Here is a 17,387-nt window from a genome sequence, read left to right on the forward strand (position 1 = left end):
GGGTACACTGCGGGATAACGATTTGGGCGGCTTGCCCCATCACGTCAACGATAAAAAGAGAATTTGCCCATGTACCAAGATCTCATTCGCTCAGAGTTGAATGAAGCAGCTCAAGTGCTAAACGCATTTTTAAGCGATGACAAAAACATTGCTGATATCGAAGCGGCAGCAAAGCTGCTGGCTGATTCTTTCAAGGCCGGTGGTAAAGTCCTGTCTTGTGGTAACGGTGGTTCACACTGTGATGCCATGCATTTTGCTGAAGAACTAACGGGTCGTTACCGTGAAAATCGCCCTGGCTACCCAGCGATTGCGATTTCTGATCCTAGCCATTTGTCATGCGTAAGTAATGACTTCGGCTACGAGTATGTGTTCTCACGCTATTTAGAAGCCGTTGGCAGCAAAGGTGATGTGCTGTTTGGACTGTCAACGTCTGGCAACTCAGGCAATGTCCTGAAAGCGATTGACGCAGCGAAAGCAAAAGGCATGAAGAGCATCATGCTGACAGGTAAAGATGGCGGCCAAATGGCGGGTCTGGCAGATGTTGAAATTCGTGTACCGCATTTTGGCTATGCTGATCGTATTCAAGAAGTGCATATCAAGATCATTCACATCTTGATCCAGCTTGTTGAAAAAGAGATGGAAAAGTAAGTCGAGAAAAGGCAGCGTAAAGGATTATGTGTGAACTCCTTGGCATGAGTGCCAATGTACCAACAGATATATGTTTCAGCTTTACTGGCTTGATCCAACGTGGGGGTAATACTGGCCCTCACCGTGATGGCTGGGGAATTGTGTTTTATGAAGGGAAAGGGTTCCGTACTTTCAAAGACCCTAACCCGAGCTGCGACTCAAAAGTCGCTGAATTAGTGCAAAGCTACCCCATTAAAAGTTGTGCGGTTATCAGTCATATTCGACAAGCGAACCGTGGTGAAGTCAGTTTGGTCAATACTCATCCGTTTACCCGTGAAATCTGGGGACGGTATTGGACTTACGCACACAATGGACAACTGACGGGCTATGAAGATCTCCCGACGGGTCACTTTAAGCCAGTAGGTGAGACAGACAGTGAGAAAGCCTTCTGTTGGTTGTTGTACGAAATTGAAAAGCACTACCCTGACAAGCCAGAGGACATGATTGAGGTTTTCTACTTTATCGCCAGTCGTTGCGATAAGTTGCGAGAGCTTGGTGTCTTCAACATGCTTTTCAGTGACGGTGATTACGTCATGACGTATTGCACCAACAATCTTCATTGGATCACGCGTCGCGCGCCGTTTGGCAAAGCGAGCCTGATTGATGAAGAGGTGACAGTAGATTTTCAGGAAGAAACGACACCGAACGACGTGGTAACAGTGATTGCGACTCAACCACTGACCAATAATGAAACGTGGCACAAAATGGTGCCGGGTGAATATTGTGTGTTCCACCTCGGGGAAGTCTTTACCTGCAACCGTGTTGAGCTAGCAGCCTCAGAAGCTTAGTTTTTTCGTTGAAAAGACAAATAAAAACGCGCCTCAATGGGCGCGTTTTTTTATAGGTGTTTGGGATTAATACCCTTTTGGGGTGGTACGTTAGTCCGCGGCGTATCCGTGGGAACCAAGAACGTCGTCGTCCAATTTGGCTTTGCCATCGACCATGCTAAGACGGCCCTGGCAGAACCACTCAACCACCAATGGATAGATGCGATGTTCTTGCTCTTGAACGCGAGCAAACACTGCATCTACATCATCGTCTTCGAAAATAGGCACGCGTGCCTGCAAAATGACAGGGCCGCCGTCGAGCTCTTCTGTCACAAAGTGCACAGACGTGCCGTGCTCTTCATCACCAGCATCGATTGCACGCTGGTGGGTATTAAGTCCAGTGTACTTTGGCAAAAGCGACGGGTGAATGTTCAGCATTTTGCCTTGGTAATGACGAACAAATTCCGGTGTCAGAATACGCATGAATCCAGCCAGCACAATAAGGTCTGGCGCGAATTCATCAATGGTTGCCATCAGCTGGCTGTCGTATTCACTGCGATCAGTGATGCCTTTACTTGGCACTACAACCGCTTCAATACCGGCTTCTTTTGCTCGTGTCAGTCCGTATGCATCAACCTTATTGGCAATCACGGCACTCACTGTCATGCCATTTTGGTCATGACAGCGGTCGATAATTGCCTGCAGATTTGAGCCGTTCCCTGAAACCAGAACAACCAGCTTTTTCATTGTTACCCCTTAATTTCTACCTGCTCTTCGCCGTCAGCCGCATTTTCGATGCGACCCAGAAGCCATGCATTCTCACCTTCTTGGTTCAGAATATCGATAGCTTGCTGTGCTTGTTCTTCAGGTAGAGCGATCACAAGGCCAACACCACAGTTGAAAGTGCGGTACATCTCGTGTTCGGTAACGTTGCCTTTCTCTTGCAGCCAGTTAAAGATGGCTGGCCATTCCCAGCTATTGCCATCAACAACGGCTTTGGTGCCTTTTGGCAGTACGCGTGGAATGTTTTCCCAGAAACCACCGCCAGTAATGTGCGAGATAGCATGCGCGTCACAGCTTTCCAGCATTTTCAGAACAGGTTTCACGTAAATGCGTGTTGGTTCCAAAAGATGGTCACTCAGCGTTTTACCTTCCAACTCTGCGCTGATATCAGCACCTGAGACTTCGATGATTTTACGGATCAGGCTGAATCCGTTTGAGTGTGGGCCTGAAGATGCAACGGCGATCAGTGCATTGCCTTCAGCCACTTTTGAACCATCAATGATGTCTTCTTTTTCCACAACGCCGACACAGAAACCTGCGACATCATAGTCTTCACCATGGTACATACCTGGCATTTCGGCTGTTTCACCACCAATCAGTGCACAGCCAGACTGCATACAGCCTTCACCGATGCCTGTCACAACGTCAGCTGCCGTGTCCACATCCAGCTTGCCCGTTGCGTAGTAATCAAGGAAGAACAGCGGTTCTGCACCTTGAACAATCAAATCGTTCACACACATTGCCACGAGGTCGATACCAATGGTGTCGTGTTTTTTCAGATCCATGGCCAGACGAAGTTTGGTGCCTACACCGTCAGTACCAGAAACCAGTACCGGATGTTTATATTTGGTAGGCAGTTCACACAGCGCGCCGAAGCCGCCTATGCCACCCATCACTTCTGGACGACGAGTGCGCTTTACCACGCCTTTGATTCTGTCGACCAAGGCATTGCCTGCATCAATATCTACACCTGCATCTTTGTAGCTAAGAGAAGACTTATTATCGCTCACTGGGGATCCTTACCGAGTTGTGGAGTGAAAAGCGGCGCCATTTTAACAGCCACTTTCCAAAAAGGAAAACGTTTGCGTCAGTGGTTTTGCTGCAAAAAGAAGCAACCGGATGTATCTGGCTATCCCGCCAAATATTCTCGTGTATAATTCGATGAATTTGTTTTTTTGCAGGAGTCTGTCATGAAAGTTGTTGAGGTCAAGCATCCGCTGGTTAAACATAAAATTGGTCTGATGCGTGAAGGTGACATCAGCACCAAGCGTTTCCGTGAGTTAGCAACAGAAGTGGGTAGCCTACTTACGTATGAAGCGACCTCAGATTTTGAGACAGAAAAAGTCACGATTGAAGGTTGGAATGGTCCAGTAGAAGTTGACCAAATCAAAGGTAAAAAAGTGACTGTAGTGCCAATCCTGCGTGCAGGTCTCGGCATGATGGATGGCGTTCTAGAGCACATCCCAAGTGCGCGTATCAGCGTTGTTGGCATCTACCGTGACGAAGAAACGTTGGAGCCTGTGCCTTACTTCCATAAATTGGCGAGCAACATCAATGAGCGTATGGCACTGGTGGTTGACCCAATGCTGGCAACTGGCGGCTCTATGATCGCAACTATCGATCTGCTGAAAGAAAACGGCTGTGAGCACATCAAAGTGTTGGTTCTGGTTGCGGCACCAGAAGGTATCGAAGCACTGGAAAAAGCGCACCCAGACGTTGAGCTGTACACGGCTGCTATCGATGAAAAACTGAATGACAAAGGCTACATCGTTCCAGGTCTGGGCGATGCGGGCGACAAGATTTTCGGTACTAAATAATCCGATTTCGCGTTCAATAAAAAAGGCTTCCAGATGGAAGCCTTTTTTGTTTCTGTGTGATTTAATGGCTGGAATTAATCTTCCATCTGCGCGTTATCGACAACGTGGCTCTCGCCCATGTCTTTTGGCAGGATAAGGTTCAGTGCGATAGCAACGATACCGCAAAGGCTGATGCCTTGAAGGCTGAAATCGCCAATACCAAATGCCATACCACCAATACCAAATACCAGCGTTACTGCAACAATCGCTAAGTTGCGCGCTTTGTGCAGGTCAACTTGGTTTTTGATTAGCGTATTCAAACCTACGGTAGCGATAGAACCGAACAGCAGGATCATGATTCCGCCCATCACGGGAACTGGAATGGTTTGCAAAATTGCACCCAGTTTGCCGACAAATGCCAATACAAGCGCAGTGATCGCACCCCACGTCATAATGGCAGGGTTAAATGCACGGGTCAGCATAACTGCGCCAGTGACTTCACTGTAGGTGGTGTTTGGTGGCGCGCCAAACATTGAAGCGGCAATCGTTGCCACACCGTCGCCCGCCATGGTGCGGTGAAGGCCAGGTTTTTTCAGGTAGTCTTTACCCGTTACGTTTGAGATTGCCAGCATGTCACCCACGTGTTCAACAGCGGGCGCGATAGCCACAGGGATCATGAACAAGATGGCACCAATGTGGAATTCCGGCATGGTGAAGTTTGGCATGGCAAGCCATGCGGCATTGATAACTGGAGAGAAATCAACAACACCGAAGAAAAGTGACACAACATAACCCGACACGATACCAGCAAGAATAGGTACGAGCTTGAAGAAACCTTTGGCGTAAACAGAAATCCCAATGGTAACTATTAGCGAGATTGCAGAAATCCAAAGTGCTGCTGAGCCATCAACCAGTTGTACTGCACCGTCACCGGACTTGCCTAGAGCCATATTTACGGCAGATGGCGCAAGACCCAAGCCGATAACCATGATCACTGGACCCACAACCACAGGCGGCAGTAGTCGGTGAATAAAGCCAACACCACGAACTTTGATGATTCCACCCATGATGACGTAAACCACACCTGCAGCCATCAGGCCACCCATGGTTGCCGCGATACCCCACTGTTGAACACCGAACATGATTGGCGCGATAAACGCAAAAGAAGAAGCGAGGAAAATGGGAACAGAGCGTTTGGTAATAACTTGAAAAATTAGGGTACCTATACCAGCACCGAAGAGAGCGACATTGGGGTCCAATCCCGTAAGAAGCGGAACCAGCACCAAGGCACCAAAGGCAACAAACAGCATTTGCGCCCCTTGTAGAGCTTGCATCATGACGAACCTTCCTAAATCAAAAAAAATCGCGGGATACTATCACAGTTTAAAATGGCAGAACTCTGACCTAAATCTATTTGTCAGAGAAAGAGTTTTGGAAGTCATGCAGAAGTTGAGGCTTTTCGAGTGACAACATGGCACGTTTGCCGCTTTATCGGGTCAGATACATAATGGAAAAGGGGGCTTGTTGAGTCAGTTTGCGTGGTTATATTACGCAATTTCGATGGATTACCGTTGCCGTGTGTAAGGGTTCCTTTTATGATCAGCGTTTAAATTTCGAGTTATCTGGCATAAATATGTTACGAATCTTATTTTTCGTGTTCGCAATGCTGCTGGGGCAAACCAGTGCATTTGCAGCTTCGATGTTCAGTTCTGAAGTGGTGCTGGATGACAGTGATGCAGCCACCGAGCAGGCAGCAAAGGAAAAAGCCTTTGTTGACGTGCTGGTTCGTGCATCCGGTCAATCAACCGTTGGCGAGAATCCTGTGATTCAAAAAGCACTGCCAACCGTGGGTCAATACATCACACAATTGGGCTATGGCGAACTGGACGGCCAACGCTCTCTGGTTCTAGGGTTCGATGATGCAAAAATTCGCACCCTACTTACCCAAGCACAAGCGACGTATTGGGGCGAACCTCGTCCAGACGTTTTGTTTTGGGTCATTGAAGATACCCCAACGCAGCGTAATGTTGTTTGGGAGCAATCTGGCTCACCATTAATTGGCGAATTGAAAGCAGAAGGTGAGCGTCGTGGTTTGCCTGTTCTGATGCCAGTGGGTGATTTTGACGATGTCGTCGCGGTATCTGTACCGGATCTTTGGGGCGGTTTTGCTGACCCTATTGCCAAAGCTAGTGCGCGTTACAACCCAACGGGTATCGTGGTTGTTAAAGTGAACGACAGAGGCCTAACGTGGCAGATGTTCCCGAATGCTGCTGCAATCAACAACGATACCCCGGTTGAAGGCCGCATCAGTGGTGCACCGGCACAAGCGTTTCCACAAATGATTGATGCGATTGCAGACTACTATGCTCAACGTTTGGCGGTGAATCTCGGCGTTGTAAATGGTGATGCGTTGTCTTTGGAAATCTCAGACTTGAATGATGCAGAGGACTTTTTCGTTGTTGAACGTTCGCTCAAAGCTCTGAATTCTGTGGCGGCTCTGCGTCTTGATTCAATTGTTGATGACAAGGCGACGTTTAAATTGAGCTTGTTGGCGTCAGAAGACATTTTCCACAATGAGATGATGGCTGACCGTCGATTACAGCGTCTTGAAGAGCAAGCTCCTGACATCGAAACACCGGCTGTTATCGATGCGCCTATCAATGCAACTGAAGGATCGGTGGATGCATCGGCAGGTACAATCGCAACGGGAACCGTAACGACAGGTCCTATGACAACAGAAGCGACGCCGACTGCGGCTGACCCGTCTGTGATTGCGCCGACACTAGAGGCGGTGCCAACGGAACCGTCTCCCCATGTTATCCGCTATAAGTGGGTGGGATAAGAAAACAAAAAGCAGGCCAAGGCCTGCTTTTTTATTGGTTGTCGCGTTGGATGGTTGATTGTCGCGATAGCACCGTTATTGTTCGAATCGCGCTTTTTCTTCTTTTTCTACCTGTGACAGCTTTTTCAAACCCAACCCAAGTGCTTTACCTTTCTGTTTGGCATACAAAATATTGCTGACAAACGAGATGGATGTAATCACGAGTTCAACTAATGCCAAGTACCTTTCACCTTCATCGACAAAAAGCAGCGTCAAACCATGTAGGAAATAGAACATCAAGATAAAGTTGGCCCAAGCATGCGTATAGGGTTTGCCCGTGAGAATGCCTTTTAATGGCAGCATTAGGGGGATTAACCACGCGATGGTGACGCCAACGGGATTGATATGAGGGTGTGGCGATAAAAACCCGTGCCAAATAAGTACCCACGCAATCAATGCTAAATAAGATGTTAACGCGACAGTGCGCAATTGAGAGAGCGAAGAAAACAACAGATAACTCCTTTTATCTTTCTTGTAACTTGGTGGCAATCGTTGCCAACCGCTTACCTCCGGCGATAGCCAACGCCTTTTCATCGTTGTCTGGCAGCCTGTGATTTTCAGAGGTGATGTGCGAAGGGCCGTAAGGCGACCCGCCACCGACTGTGGTGTGTAAGGCGGACTCGCTATGCGGTAAACCTACAATCACCATACCGTGATGTAACAGTGGTAGCATCATTGACTGCAGCGTGGTTTCCTGGCCGCCATGAAGCATGGATCCTGAAGTAAACACTAACGCGGGTTTCCCAATCAAAGTACCCGCCAACCACTCTTTGCTTGTGCTGTCGATAAAATGCTTGAGCGGCGCAGCCATATTGCCGAAGCGAACAGGGCTGCCAAAGGCCATACCATCACAGTTTTTTAAATCTTCCAACGTAACGAATGGGTCTTCGGCTTGATGATCTGGTGCGGTTTCACCCACAACGACAAGCTCCGGCACAGTGCGTAACGTCGCTACTGCGCCAGTGCTTTCGATCCCTCTAGCAATCAGGCGAGCCATCTTTCGAGTGCCACCATGACGACTGTAATAAAGGACTAAAACTTCCGTCATTACAGAATATCGAGAACAGCTTCTGGTGGGCGACCCATTGCCGCTTTACCATTAGCTACAACGATTGGACGTTCAATCAGCTTTGGGTTTTCAGCCATGGCTTGGATAAGCTCTGCATCAGTTGCATCAGCCAGTTTCAACTCTTTGTAAATGTCTTCTTTGGTGCGCATCATTTGACGTGGAGAGTCATAACCCAATTGTGCTAGCAGGGAATTGATGGTTTCAACTGATGGTGGCGTGTCGAGATAAGCGATAATTTCTGGTTCAATGCCTCGCTCAGTGAGCAGAGCCAGTGTCTGACGGCTCTTCGAACAACGGCTGTTGTGGTAAATGGTGACTGACATGAAGACTCCTTTAGCGCGTTGAGAACGCAATGTATTGTTATCGTAATTGTTAGAATTTTTATCATTGAAGAGCAGAGAAGCGAGCTTCTTCCACTCTTAACTGATCGATACGTGCATCGTAGCGAGCTTGATCTAAACTGCCAAGATCGACCAGTTGACTTGCTTGGGTATAGTTAGCAATGGCTTTGTGCCAGCGTGCCTGAAGTGCATAAAGTTCACCTTGCGCAGCTAGCCCACCGGCTTGATCGCCACTGTGCTCATAGGCCTCTTGAAGCATCGACCAGCCATTAACGTCAGTTGGGTGGCGGTGGGTATACCTTTCCAATCCAATAATGGCATCTTTATATTTTTCCGCTTTAACCAGAACGTAATCACGGTTCAATAAAAGTACAGGATTATTGGGTTGTGTATCGAGGGCTTTGTTAAGTCTTGCCAGCGCAGGGGCGAACTGTTTTTGTGCGACGTCTAAATCGGTCATCGCATCAAGATAAAAACGGTTGTTCGGTTGAGCGGCAAACAGGGGGTTAAGCAGCGCAGCGGCTTTGTCGAATTGGCGTGTATCGATGTAAACCAATGCTTTACCGTAATTGAGCGATTGCGCTTCCGCTGGGGACGCTTTTTTCAATGTGCGCTCGAACCAATCTAACGACGCATTACTGTCTATACCTGCAAATCGCGCAATCACCCTAGCTCTGGCGAGTTGATACGTTGGAGACATAGGAACGGAATGCTTGGGATATTGTTCTGCGCGCGCACGGGTATCAGTGATTCGGTCATCAGGGAGCGGGTGCGTCAATAAAAAGGATGGCGGCTTTGACGCATAGCGATACTGATCGGATAAACGGGTGAAAAAGCGTGGCATGGCATTCACGTCATACCCAGAGCGGGACAGTGTTTCGATACCAATTCTATCCGCTTCTTTCTCATTGCTGCGGGTGTAGTTTATTCTGCCTTGAATGGATGCGGCCGTCGTTGCTTGAACCGCGGCGATGCCAGCTTGTGGAGCCGCAATCGCAAGCATCAAAGAGCCGACCATTGCCGCAATGGTTAACGGGGTTTGGCGCGCTTGTTCTTCCATAGCTCTGGCAAGGTGTCGCTGAGTGAGGTGCGCAATTTCGTGCGCAACGACCGAGGCAAGCTCACTCTCCGTCTTCGCATGAAGAAACAAGCCAGTGTGTAAAGCAACATGACCACCGAAAAAAGCGAAAGCATTAATGTCGCGATTGCGGATCAGAAAAAATTCAAAGGGTGTTTTGACGTCATTAGCATTCGCGACAAGGGAGTTACCCAATCCAGTGACGTACTCTGACAGTAATGGGTCATTGACGATGGGCTGACTGCTTCTGAGCATACGCATGTAAGCGTCGCCATACTCGATTTCTTTTTCGACGGTAAGGGTGCCCGCAGCAGCTGTGCCAATCTCTGGCAGATCGCTATACGTTGTCGTTGCCAGCGCAGGGGAGGAAAGCGCGAGCGATGCGATGAGAACACTTGTCGTGGCTTTTTTGAATAGCTGCATAACTGACGTCGGTGCCTCCAGCACGCGATAAAAATAGAGCGGTATTATCTTGTAGACCGCAAAGAATCCAAGAGGTTCTTCATGATCAGTAGCGACTCGTTACATACCCAAACTGCATCTCAATACGCGTATTTTATCGTTGGATTCCGTAGAAATAGAATGACTGCTTCTACAGGGATTTGCCTTGCATTGAACGCGTTGATACCCTCAGAAGTCGAACATCTTCAGGCAGTTTGGGTATACAATGCCGAAGATAATAGCGGTCAGTGAGAAAGAATGGAAATTCAATCCCTTGATTTACGCGAGCAACGTTGTCCTATGGCGTTGCTGTTGGCCAAAAGGGCCTGTGCGTTGTTGGAGCACGGTCAGCCAATTGCGCTATATGTAACAGACGCCGGTGCGCTGCGGGATATTCCTCGCTATCTACAACAACACGGTTTTGTTGTAGAGCATCAACAATCTGACGGAACGACGGTGCTAAAAGTCACCAAACTATAAACGGGAATTTACATGCTAGATATGCTTAACCGTTGGTACCAAAGACGGTTTTCAGATCCACACGCCGTGAGTCTTGTTGCAATCATCGTTGCAGGCTTCATCGTTATTTATTTCTTTGGCAACTTAATTGCACCGTTACTGGTGGCGATTGTACTCGCATATCTTCTGGAATGGCCCGTCGCTAAATTGGTGTCTGCAGGCATTCCTCGTGTTGTTTCTGTGATATTGGTATTGACCTTGTTTGTTGGCTTCATGCTACTGGCAGCGTTTGGTTTAATGCCAACCATTTGGACGCAGGTTGTCAACCTGATTGCTGACATCCCCACTATGTTCAACAAAGTGCAGATTTTTGTCTCTCACCTGCCTGACGAATACCCAGAAATCATTCAACCCCATATGGTGAATACGTTTATTGATACGCTGCAAAATCGTGTTCTCGGTATTGGGGAAAGTGTGGTGAAGAGTTCGTTGTCTTCGCTGGTCAGTCTTGCGGCGATTGCGGTTTACCTGATTTTGGTCCCTTTGCTTGTGTTCTTTCTTTTGAAAGACAAAGACGAAATGCTGTCGATGTTTCAAGCCATGCTGCCACGTAACCGAAAACTGACCAACAAAGTCGGTCACGAGATGAACGAGCAGATCTCCAATTATATTCGCGGAAAAGTAACCGAAATTATCATCGTGGGTATCGCCAGTTATATTACGTTTGCCTTGCTTGATTTGCGTTATGCCGCGTTGTTGAGCGTTGCGACAGGGTTGTCAGTGCTTATTCCGTACATAGGGGCTGCGGCGGTCACGTTGCCAATATTCATGGTGGCATTGTTCCAGTGGGGGATCAGCCCAGAACTTGGTTATCTCATGTTGGCGTATGGCATTATTCAAGCACTGGATGGTAACGTTCTGGTACCCGTGTTGTTCTCGGAGGCGGTGAATCTTCATCCCGTTGCCATCATTGTTGCGGTATTGGTTTTTGGTGGGCTCTGGGGTTTTTGGGGTGTTTTCTTTGCGATTCCACTCGCAACCTTGGTCAAAGCCGTATGGAATGCATTACCATCACATGAATCAGAAGATGAAGCGGTAGCGGAATCTTCAAACTAGACTGATCCAAGGGAACATCTTTTGGGTAAAACAAAGGGACCGTGTCGGTCTCTTTGTTCTCATTGCGCACATATTAAAGAGTAGTAATCACCGTGAATGGTATTAAACATACCGCACTGGCAGACTTCACTGTAGGGATTGTCGGTGGGGGTGTTGCTGGAGCGACAGCAGCACTCAAGTTGGCTGGACTGGGCATTAAGACCCATCTTTTTGAGAAAAATAGCAGCCTTGTAAGCGGTCCACCGATTTGTCATCTGCATGCGGGTGGCAACTTGTACCGTGACATTTCGGAACAACAATGTATCACGCTGCTAGAGCAGTCGATTGCGACCCTTCGTGCTTACCCTCATAGCGTTAACTACCGTCCAACCGTGATTGCCATCCCTCAATCGGATCCTGGCGAGCCAGAGGCTATTCTTAGTCGACTTCGCGTCTTGACCGACCATTACCGCACAATGATCGCGAATGATGAAAACAACGGTGTGTTGGGAAGTGCTGATGACTACTTTGCGCTGTTTTCGAAAGAAGACATGGTTGCGTTGTCGAAAAGAGCGTTGCCAGAAACACCGACCAGCATTGAAGACTGGATGGTACCTGTTGCGAAGTATATGCCTCATGATGCGTTTAAATATCCCGTCGTGGTGGTTCAGGAATATGGTTTGAGTGTGTTCCGATTGGCCGCAACTGCGGCTTTGGGGCTGGAAGCAACGTCAAATTGCCAAATCCATTACCAGCATGACGTGATAGCGATTACTGAATCTGAAAATCGGTGGGACATAGTGAGTACCGCACCAGACGGGATTCAACACACGCAGTCTGTGGATTTTGTTATTAATGCGGGTGGCTATAAAACGGGTACTGTCGACAACATGCTTAACGTTAATCGAGAGCGCTGGGTGGAGTACAAGGCAGCCTACGTCGCGCATTGGACAACAAAACCGGGTATGTGGCCTGAAGTGATTGTTCATGGTGAGCGGGGTACACCGCAAGGAATGGGGCAGTTGACCCCATACCCTGACGGTTTTATTCAGTTGCACGGCATGACACAGAACATCACCTTGTTTGATGATGGGCTAGTAAAAAGCACACCTAGCGACGCGCAACCTCTATTACCTTTAAGGTTGGTGGAGAAAGCGGAAGGTGTGTGGGGGTGGAGTGAGGTTCGAGAGAGAACCGAGCGTGCAATAACTCACTTTGCTCAGTGGCTACCTGATTTTGCGAGTGCTGAGGTTGGTGGTAAGCCGCTTTGTGGTGCGCAACAAGTGCCAGGAAGCGATCCAAGCCTTCGCGCTGCAGATGCAACCTTTGAAGGTGATACTTACGCCAGAATCGAGTTGGTGAAAGCGTCATCGGCATTGCAAGCTATCGACCGTATACTCGCGCATTGCGAAGAAAAGGGGTGGATAACTTTGCCAGAGAGTTGGCGTGAGCCGACGTTATCACTGACAGCAACGCTGACAGAAGATGAGGTGGTAAATAAGGCCATAGAGCTTGCTAAAGCGCGTAACTACCCTGACGCGCTGGCAAGGCCTTATCCGTAAGTGCGGTACAACCAAGATAAAACGCGAGATAAAAAGAAAGTCGGCATTGGCCGACTTTCTTTTTTTATAATGTTAAGGCTTATTCGCCTTTAAGGTAGTTTACAACCACGTCATGGTGGTCTTTGGTTTTGAACTTGTTGAACACGTGCTCGATGTTACCGTCTTCACCAATCAAGAAGCTGATACGGTGGATGCCATCAAACTCGCGTCCCATAAATTTCTTCGGTCCCCAAACGCCAAACGCGTCTGCAACTGCGTGGCCTTCATCGCTCAGTAGTGTAAAGTTCAGCTCTTTTTTCTCTTCGAAGTTTTTAAGACGTTTTACTGGATCTGGGCTGAGACCAAGCACCACGGTGTTCAGTGCATCCAATTCACTTTTACTGTCACGCAGCGAGCAAGCTTGGGTAATACAGCCTGAAGTCATCGCTTTTGGATAGAAATATACCAAGACTTTGTTTTTGCCTTTGAATTGGCTCAGAGTCACTGTCTGTCCATTTTGATCTTGCAGAGAAAAATCAGGTGCTGTCGAACCCGCTGTCAGCATTTGCATGTATCTTCCTTCATTTATTTTGCTCATCTTCTTGATATTGATAGCCAAGAAGGGACTTTATGGATAATAAATCTACGTTTTCCCTTGCTTCACACCCCACAAAACGTGTAAATGTTAACCTATGTTGAGCGAAGTTTCCGCGTTAGCGAGTAAGAAAGGTGCTGAATAAAGCAGCACTTTTTAGCACGGGGAAAATCAAGCCGAGTTAGCTTTACGTATTGAATGACAATATCGTTCATTTTCTCGGTGATCAACCGCCCAAACACAGGGATTTGGTGCGTCCAGTGAGCTTGTTTTTGCTAAGCGCCAAAAGTACCATGGACGAAAACGCATTTTTGGAGAAGGAAATGTTTTCAGGAAGTATCGTGGCACTTGTCACGCCGATGGATAGCTCTGGTGAAGTTGACTACGCCAGTTTGAAAAACCTTGTTGATTTTCACGTTAACGCGGGCACTGATGCCATCGTTTCAGTGGGAACAACGGGCGAATCTGCAACAGTCACTGTCGAAGAGCACATCAAGATTGTACTGAAAACACTGGAGTTTGCAGACGGACGAATCCCAGTTATTGCGGGCACCGGTGGTAATGCAACTCATGAGGCCATTACATTCAGCAAGATGTTCGCAGGATCAGGTATTGCGGGTTGTCTGAGTGTGGTTCCTTACTACAATAAACCTTCTCAAGAGGGCTTGTATCAGCACTTCAAAGCGATTTCTGAGTCGTCTGAACTTCCTCTGATCCTCTACAATGTGCCGGGCCGCACCATTACAGACATGTTGCCGGAAACCGTGGCGCGTCTATCTGAGTTCGAAAACATCGTCGGCATCAAAGATGCGACAGGTGATCTCTCTCGAGTGAAACTTCACCGTGAACTTTGTGGCGAAGATTTTATCTTACTAAGCGGTGATGATTTAACGAGTCTGGAATTCATCGAATTAGGTGGTCACGGCTTTATTTCTGTTACCAACAACATCGCGGCAGCGCAAATGGCCAAAATGGTCAAGCTGGCATTGGCGGGTGAGATTGAAGAAGCTCGCTCAATCAATGAAAGCCTGATGCCGCTGCACAAGGACTTGTTCGTTGAAGCAAACCCAATTCCAGTGAAATGGGCAATGCATCAAATGGGCATGATTGCTGATGGTACGCTACGCCTGCCGCTGACAACGCTTAACCAAGCATTGCAACCGAAGGTTAAACAAGCGTTGCTTGATGCGGGTGTGATGTAATCGCATCATTGGAGAATAAATGAAATCTGTTGTTAAGTTTGGCCTGAGTGCTGTGATGGTCGCTACCTTAGCGGCCTGCTCGGGTGTTGAGACTCGTCGACAAGCGTCTGACGATTTTGAATATTTAAACGCACCTTCGCCATCGGAGTGGAAAACACTTCCTGATCAAAAGCCTGAGTTCACCGGAGCCTATGCGATTCCACAAGGCAATTTTGACGGACCAGTGGGTGCGAGCGTTGATATTCGTCCGCCACAACAAGTTCTCGAGTTAATTCCTGGCGCACGTTATGAGCGCACGGGATCAACGGTGACCATTTGGGTGCCGCGTGAAGCGCAATTGCAACGTGTTTGGAGTTCCGTGCAAAGCATGGCCAAAAATGGTGCACTTCCGGTGAGTAATTCGTCTGCGAACACTATTGAGACTGGTTGGGTTAACTGGGCAATCAATGAAGACGACGATGCGATCGAAGGCCGTTATGTGCTGGCACAAGAAGAGTCTCGTGGTCGTCATGGCTTGCGTATTGCACTGGTGGAAGCGCGTCGTAGCGACACAGGTGACGCCTTGTCCGAGGCAGCAAGTCAGCGTTATGCAACACAAATGACCAACCTGATAGCAACCACCTATGACATGGAAATTCGCGAAGAAGCGCGAATTCGTGCGCAGGAACTGGTTAAGAATATTCCTATCAGTATGGGCAAAGACCGCAGTGGTCTGCCTGTTATCATTGCGCGTGCGCCGTACGATGTGTTCTGGGAACGTCTCCCTGAAGTGCTAACTGAGCTGGGCTTCAAGGTGGAAGATCGTAATCGCTCTCAAGGTACACTTGAGGTTGACTACAAAAACCCGGACGAGTTGCTATGGGACAAAATTGGTACTGAGCGCTTGGACTTGGCACAACGCACTTACAATATTCAACTGGGTGATTTAGGTAACCGTACGTCAATAAACTTCACTGACAAAAAAGGTAAGCCTGTTCCAGAAGAAACATTGACTGAACTCAGTACTGTTCTGGCAGCTGTGATCGACTACATGAACACCAAGTAGCGATGCAGGTCTAGAAACCGAGTAAACGAATAAAGGACGCCCAGGCGTCCTTTTTTATGGTTTTCGTTTAGCGGATTTCGTATGCGCTTTTAGTCAACCAATCCGTACTCATTTTTAAGTATGGTGATGATTTCCTGTTTCGGGTTTTCACTCAAATGGATAGGTTTTCCTGTGATTTTTTCAGCAACGCCGATATACGTTTTTGAAATATCCATCAGTGATTCAACAGGTAACGCATTGTCACGCGCCAACGCGGCACGTTCAGGCATACGCTCTTTGTTAAGAAGAATATCTGGATCAGGGAAATAATTAAGCAAGAACTGACGGAACCCTTCTTTCGAGTTTTCCACGATATTTCCTGCGTCGTATTCTGCGGTATCCCAGATACGCGATGAGTCAGGGGTTCCGACTTCATCCATGTAAATCAGCTTTTCTTGCCCAGCCGCGTCAGTGACATAGCCAAATTCAAACTTGGTGTCGACAAAGGTTTGTCCAACCGCTGCCAATGCCTCACTGATCACACCAAAGCCTTCTTTTAACAGTGTCTCGTAGCGGTTGATATCTTCCGCTGAGGAGAAGTTAAAGGCTGCGAAGTTGTCTTCAATATTCTGACGCGTAATGTTGACGTCATCCGCCTCTGGCACGCCTGGAATACCTTTAAGAATGCCTTTTGTCGAAGGCGTAATTAGCAGATCAGGAAGCTGCTTATCTTTTTCCAGCCCTTCTGGCAAAGAAATACCACAAAATTCGCGTTCACCGTTTGAATAGGCGCGCCACATAGAACCCGTGATGTACTTACGGCAGATAGCCTCAATCATCACAGGCTTGGCTTTTTGAACAATCCACACGAAAGGATGGGGGATATCCAGAATGTGGCTGTCTGCGAGCCCGTTTTCTTTGAACAGCTTGAACCAGTGGTTGGAAATGGCATTTAACGCGGCCCCTTTTCCTGGGACGCCTTTTAATCCACCTTCACCATGCCAGATGCAATCAAAAGCAGAAATACGATCACTGATAACCATGATGGCTAACGGCGCGTCGGGGGCGACGTTGTACCCTTTTTCTTTGATAAGGCGTTGGCTATCCGCTTCTGTTAGCCAATAGACTGAGCGAACTTTGCCGCTATGAACGGGCAGGTGAGTACGAATGGGGAGATCATCGTTAACGGCAAGGACTTGATCCGCGAGGCTCATTGAGACATTCCTATCTGTAGTTGAACGGCACACAGAGAATGGCGTGAGGCAGGTATTTTAAGCCCACACCAACAAATTCACACGCATCATACCAGAACTTTTTCTTCAGATAGCGAAAAAAGCAAACGTTTGCCTAAAAAGTTTTATGGCGGGGAGAAAGGCGTAAAAAAGAAAAAGGCAGCGTCTTGCTGCCTTTTGTCACTCGTTACCAAAATGACGATTTGTCGTCTTCGTCATCATCATCGTAGGGCTTTTTTTCCTGCGATTTTTTGGCATTTTCATCGTCTTTTGGTTTGGGCTTTTTCTTCATGCCAAATTTGGCATTCGCTGTGTACTTCAAGGCCATAATGTTACTGACCACAACAGCAACAACGATGAAGATGATGACATAGGGGTTAGTGAGAAAGTCCATGT

Annotated in this window: 20 protein-coding genes; 10 read left to right on the top strand and 10 right to left on the bottom strand. The window is 47.9% G+C overall.

The features are described 5' to 3' along the window. Positions 1-69 precede the first annotated feature (69 nt). Together lpcA and LRP49_RS23470 are read left to right on the top strand one after the other, a co-directional pair. Positions 70-648 (top strand): D-sedoheptulose 7-phosphate isomerase, encoded by a 579-nt coding sequence (gene lpcA / locus LRP49_RS23465; protein WP_274145866.1) that lies wholly within the window; start codon positions 70-72, stop codon positions 646-648. A 26-nt stretch (positions 649-674) separates the two neighbouring features. Next, positions 675-1,475 carry a class II glutamine amidotransferase gene (locus tag LRP49_RS23470; protein WP_274145868.1) on the top strand — a complete coding sequence of 267 codons (801 nt, stop codon included), beginning with the start codon at positions 675-677 and terminating at the stop codon, positions 1,473-1,475. Between the two features lie 90 nt (positions 1,476-1,565). On the opposite strand, the gene purN is transcribed toward LRP49_RS23470, so the two are convergent. Beyond that, positions 1,566-2,201 (bottom strand): phosphoribosylglycinamide formyltransferase, encoded by a 636-nt coding sequence (gene purN / locus LRP49_RS23475; protein ID WP_274145869.1) that lies wholly within the window; start codon positions 2,199-2,201, stop codon positions 1,566-1,568. Between the two features lie 2 nt (positions 2,202-2,203). After that, on the bottom strand, positions 2,204-3,247 hold the full coding sequence (gene purM, locus LRP49_RS23480; protein WP_274145871.1) for a phosphoribosylformylglycinamidine cyclo-ligase: 1,044 nt from the start codon (positions 3,245-3,247) through the stop codon (positions 2,204-2,206). 180 nt (positions 3,248-3,427) lie between these two features. Between purM and upp the strand changes: the two genes are divergently transcribed. Further along, positions 3,428-4,054, top strand: coding sequence for a uracil phosphoribosyltransferase (gene upp, locus LRP49_RS23485; protein ID WP_067415706.1), 627 nt, complete (start codon positions 3,428-3,430; stop codon positions 4,052-4,054). Positions 4,055-4,128: 74 nt separating this feature from the next. On the opposite strand, the gene LRP49_RS23490 is transcribed toward upp, so the two are convergent. Continuing rightward, a complete protein-coding gene (locus tag LRP49_RS23490) occupies positions 4,129-5,370 on the bottom strand; it encodes a uracil-xanthine permease family protein (RefSeq protein WP_274145873.1) in 1,242 nt (413 codons plus the stop codon). Between the two features lie 296 nt (positions 5,371-5,666). Here LRP49_RS23490 and LRP49_RS23495 point away from each other — a divergent pair, with 296 nt between their 5' ends. Continuing rightward, the gene (locus LRP49_RS23495) at positions 5,667-6,875 is read left to right on the top strand and encodes a DUF2066 domain-containing protein (RefSeq protein WP_274145874.1); all 1,209 of its coding nucleotides are present in this window, start codon (positions 5,667-5,669) and stop codon (positions 6,873-6,875) included. Between the two features lie 75 nt (positions 6,876-6,950). Here LRP49_RS23495 and LRP49_RS23500 read toward each other — a convergent pair whose 3' ends face one another. From LRP49_RS23500 to bepA, 4 genes are all read right to left on the bottom strand, one after another. After that, a complete protein-coding gene (locus LRP49_RS23500; RefSeq protein ID WP_274145875.1) occupies positions 6,951-7,364 on the bottom strand; it encodes a DUF2069 domain-containing protein in 414 nt (137 codons plus the stop codon). A gap of 13 nt (positions 7,365-7,377) precedes the next feature. Beyond that, positions 7,378-7,962 carry an NAD(P)H:quinone oxidoreductase gene (gene wrbA, locus LRP49_RS23505; protein WP_274145877.1) on the bottom strand — a complete coding sequence of 195 codons (585 nt, stop codon included), beginning with the start codon at positions 7,960-7,962 and terminating at the stop codon, positions 7,378-7,380. Beyond that, a complete protein-coding gene (gene arsC / locus LRP49_RS23510; protein ID WP_274145879.1) occupies positions 7,962-8,306 on the bottom strand; it encodes an arsenate reductase (glutaredoxin) in 345 nt (114 codons plus the stop codon). The genes wrbA and arsC overlap by 1 nt, the downstream gene beginning before the upstream one ends. A gap of 61 nt (positions 8,307-8,367) precedes the next feature. Next, positions 8,368-9,825 (bottom strand): beta-barrel assembly-enhancing protease, encoded by a 1,458-nt coding sequence (gene bepA, locus LRP49_RS23515; RefSeq protein WP_274145881.1) that lies wholly within the window; start codon positions 9,823-9,825, stop codon positions 8,368-8,370. An 81-nt stretch (positions 9,826-9,906) separates the two neighbouring features. Here bepA and LRP49_RS23520 point away from each other — a divergent pair, with 81 nt between their 5' ends. From LRP49_RS23520 to LRP49_RS23535, 4 genes are all read left to right on the top strand, one after another. Continuing rightward, complete coding sequence (locus tag LRP49_RS23520) at positions 9,907-10,095, top strand: hypothetical protein (RefSeq protein ID WP_274145882.1); 189 nt, start codon at positions 9,907-9,909, stop codon at positions 10,093-10,095. 6 nt (positions 10,096-10,101) lie between these two features. After that, positions 10,102-10,323 (top strand): sulfurtransferase TusA family protein, encoded by a 222-nt coding sequence (locus LRP49_RS23525; RefSeq protein WP_274145884.1) that lies wholly within the window; start codon positions 10,102-10,104, stop codon positions 10,321-10,323. A gap of 12 nt (positions 10,324-10,335) precedes the next feature. Continuing rightward, entirely contained in the window at positions 10,336-11,418 is a 1,083-nt protein-coding gene (locus LRP49_RS23530) for an AI-2E family transporter (RefSeq protein WP_274145885.1), read from the top strand. A 92-nt stretch (positions 11,419-11,510) separates the two neighbouring features. Beyond that, complete coding sequence (locus tag LRP49_RS23535; RefSeq protein WP_274145887.1) at positions 11,511-12,959, top strand: FAD-dependent oxidoreductase; 1,449 nt, start codon at positions 11,511-11,513, stop codon at positions 12,957-12,959. A 79-nt stretch (positions 12,960-13,038) separates the two neighbouring features. Here the strand turns inward: LRP49_RS23535 and bcp are convergent, their stop codons facing one another. After that, positions 13,039-13,509, bottom strand: a complete 471-nt coding sequence (gene bcp, locus LRP49_RS23540; RefSeq protein WP_274145889.1) for a thioredoxin-dependent thiol peroxidase — start codon at positions 13,507-13,509, stop codon at positions 13,039-13,041. A gap of 347 nt (positions 13,510-13,856) precedes the next feature. On the opposite strand from bcp, the gene dapA reads away from it, so the two are divergent. Continuing rightward, complete coding sequence (gene dapA, locus LRP49_RS23545) at positions 13,857-14,735, top strand: 4-hydroxy-tetrahydrodipicolinate synthase (protein ID WP_274145891.1); 879 nt, start codon at positions 13,857-13,859, stop codon at positions 14,733-14,735. A 19-nt stretch (positions 14,736-14,754) separates the two neighbouring features. Beyond that, a complete protein-coding gene (bamC, locus tag LRP49_RS23550) occupies positions 14,755-15,780 on the top strand; it encodes an outer membrane protein assembly factor BamC (RefSeq protein ID WP_274145893.1) in 1,026 nt (341 codons plus the stop codon). Between the two features lie 89 nt (positions 15,781-15,869). Here the strand turns inward: bamC and LRP49_RS23555 are convergent, their stop codons facing one another. Further along, positions 15,870-16,973, bottom strand: coding sequence for a phosphoribosylaminoimidazolesuccinocarboxamide synthase (locus LRP49_RS23555; RefSeq protein WP_274145895.1), 1,104 nt, complete (start codon positions 16,971-16,973; stop codon positions 15,870-15,872). A gap of 205 nt (positions 16,974-17,178) precedes the next feature. Beyond that, positions 17,179-17,385, bottom strand: a complete 207-nt coding sequence (locus LRP49_RS23560; protein WP_274145897.1) for a DUF2897 family protein — start codon at positions 17,383-17,385, stop codon at positions 17,179-17,181. Between the last annotated feature and the right edge of the window lie 2 nt (positions 17,386-17,387).

The sequence above is a fragment of the Enterovibrio qingdaonensis genome, from assembly GCF_028683135.1.
GTDB lineage: Bacteria > Pseudomonadota > Gammaproteobacteria > Enterobacterales > Vibrionaceae > Enterovibrio > Enterovibrio qingdaonensis.

Bases quoted from the DNA above. Each gene is read 5' to 3' on its own strand.
- LRP49_RS23470 (WP_274145868.1), top strand. From the start codon at position 675: ATGTGTGAACTCCTTGGCATGAGTGCCAATGTACCAACAGATATATGT.
- LRP49_RS23525 (WP_274145884.1), top strand. From the start codon at position 10,102: ATGGAAATTCAATCCCTTGATTTACGCGAGCAACGTTGTCCTATGGCG.
- bepA (WP_274145881.1), bottom strand. From the start codon at position 9,825: ATGCAGCTATTCAAAAAAGCCACGACAAGTGTTCTCATCGCATCGCTC.
- LRP49_RS23495 (WP_274145874.1), top strand. From the start codon at position 5,667: ATGTTACGAATCTTATTTTTCGTGTTCGCAATGCTGCTGGGGCAAACC.
- bcp (WP_274145889.1), bottom strand. From the start codon at position 13,509: ATGCAAATGCTGACAGCGGGTTCGACAGCACCTGATTTTTCTCTGCAA.
- LRP49_RS23520 (WP_274145882.1), top strand. From the start codon at position 9,907: ATGATCAGTAGCGACTCGTTACATACCCAAACTGCATCTCAATACGCG.
- wrbA (WP_274145877.1), bottom strand. From the start codon at position 7,962: ATGACGGAAGTTTTAGTCCTTTATTACAGTCGTCATGGTGGCACTCGA.
- LRP49_RS23560 (WP_274145897.1), bottom strand. From the start codon at position 17,385: ATGGACTTTCTCACTAACCCCTATGTCATCATCTTCATCGTTGTTGCT.
- LRP49_RS23555 (WP_274145895.1), bottom strand. From the start codon at position 16,973: ATGAGCCTCGCGGATCAAGTCCTTGCCGTTAACGATGATCTCCCCATT.
- purN (WP_274145869.1), bottom strand. From the start codon at position 2,201: ATGAAAAAGCTGGTTGTTCTGGTTTCAGGGAACGGCTCAAATCTGCAG.
- lpcA (WP_274145866.1), top strand. From the start codon at position 70: ATGTACCAAGATCTCATTCGCTCAGAGTTGAATGAAGCAGCTCAAGTG.
- upp (WP_067415706.1), top strand. From the start codon at position 3,428: ATGAAAGTTGTTGAGGTCAAGCATCCGCTGGTTAAACATAAAATTGGT.
- bamC (WP_274145893.1), top strand. From the start codon at position 14,755: ATGAAATCTGTTGTTAAGTTTGGCCTGAGTGCTGTGATGGTCGCTACC.
- arsC (WP_274145879.1), bottom strand. From the start codon at position 8,306: ATGTCAGTCACCATTTACCACAACAGCCGTTGTTCGAAGAGCCGTCAG.
- LRP49_RS23490 (WP_274145873.1), bottom strand. From the start codon at position 5,370: ATGATGCAAGCTCTACAAGGGGCGCAAATGCTGTTTGTTGCCTTTGGT.
- LRP49_RS23530 (WP_274145885.1), top strand. From the start codon at position 10,336: ATGCTAGATATGCTTAACCGTTGGTACCAAAGACGGTTTTCAGATCCA.
- dapA (WP_274145891.1), top strand. From the start codon at position 13,857: ATGTTTTCAGGAAGTATCGTGGCACTTGTCACGCCGATGGATAGCTCT.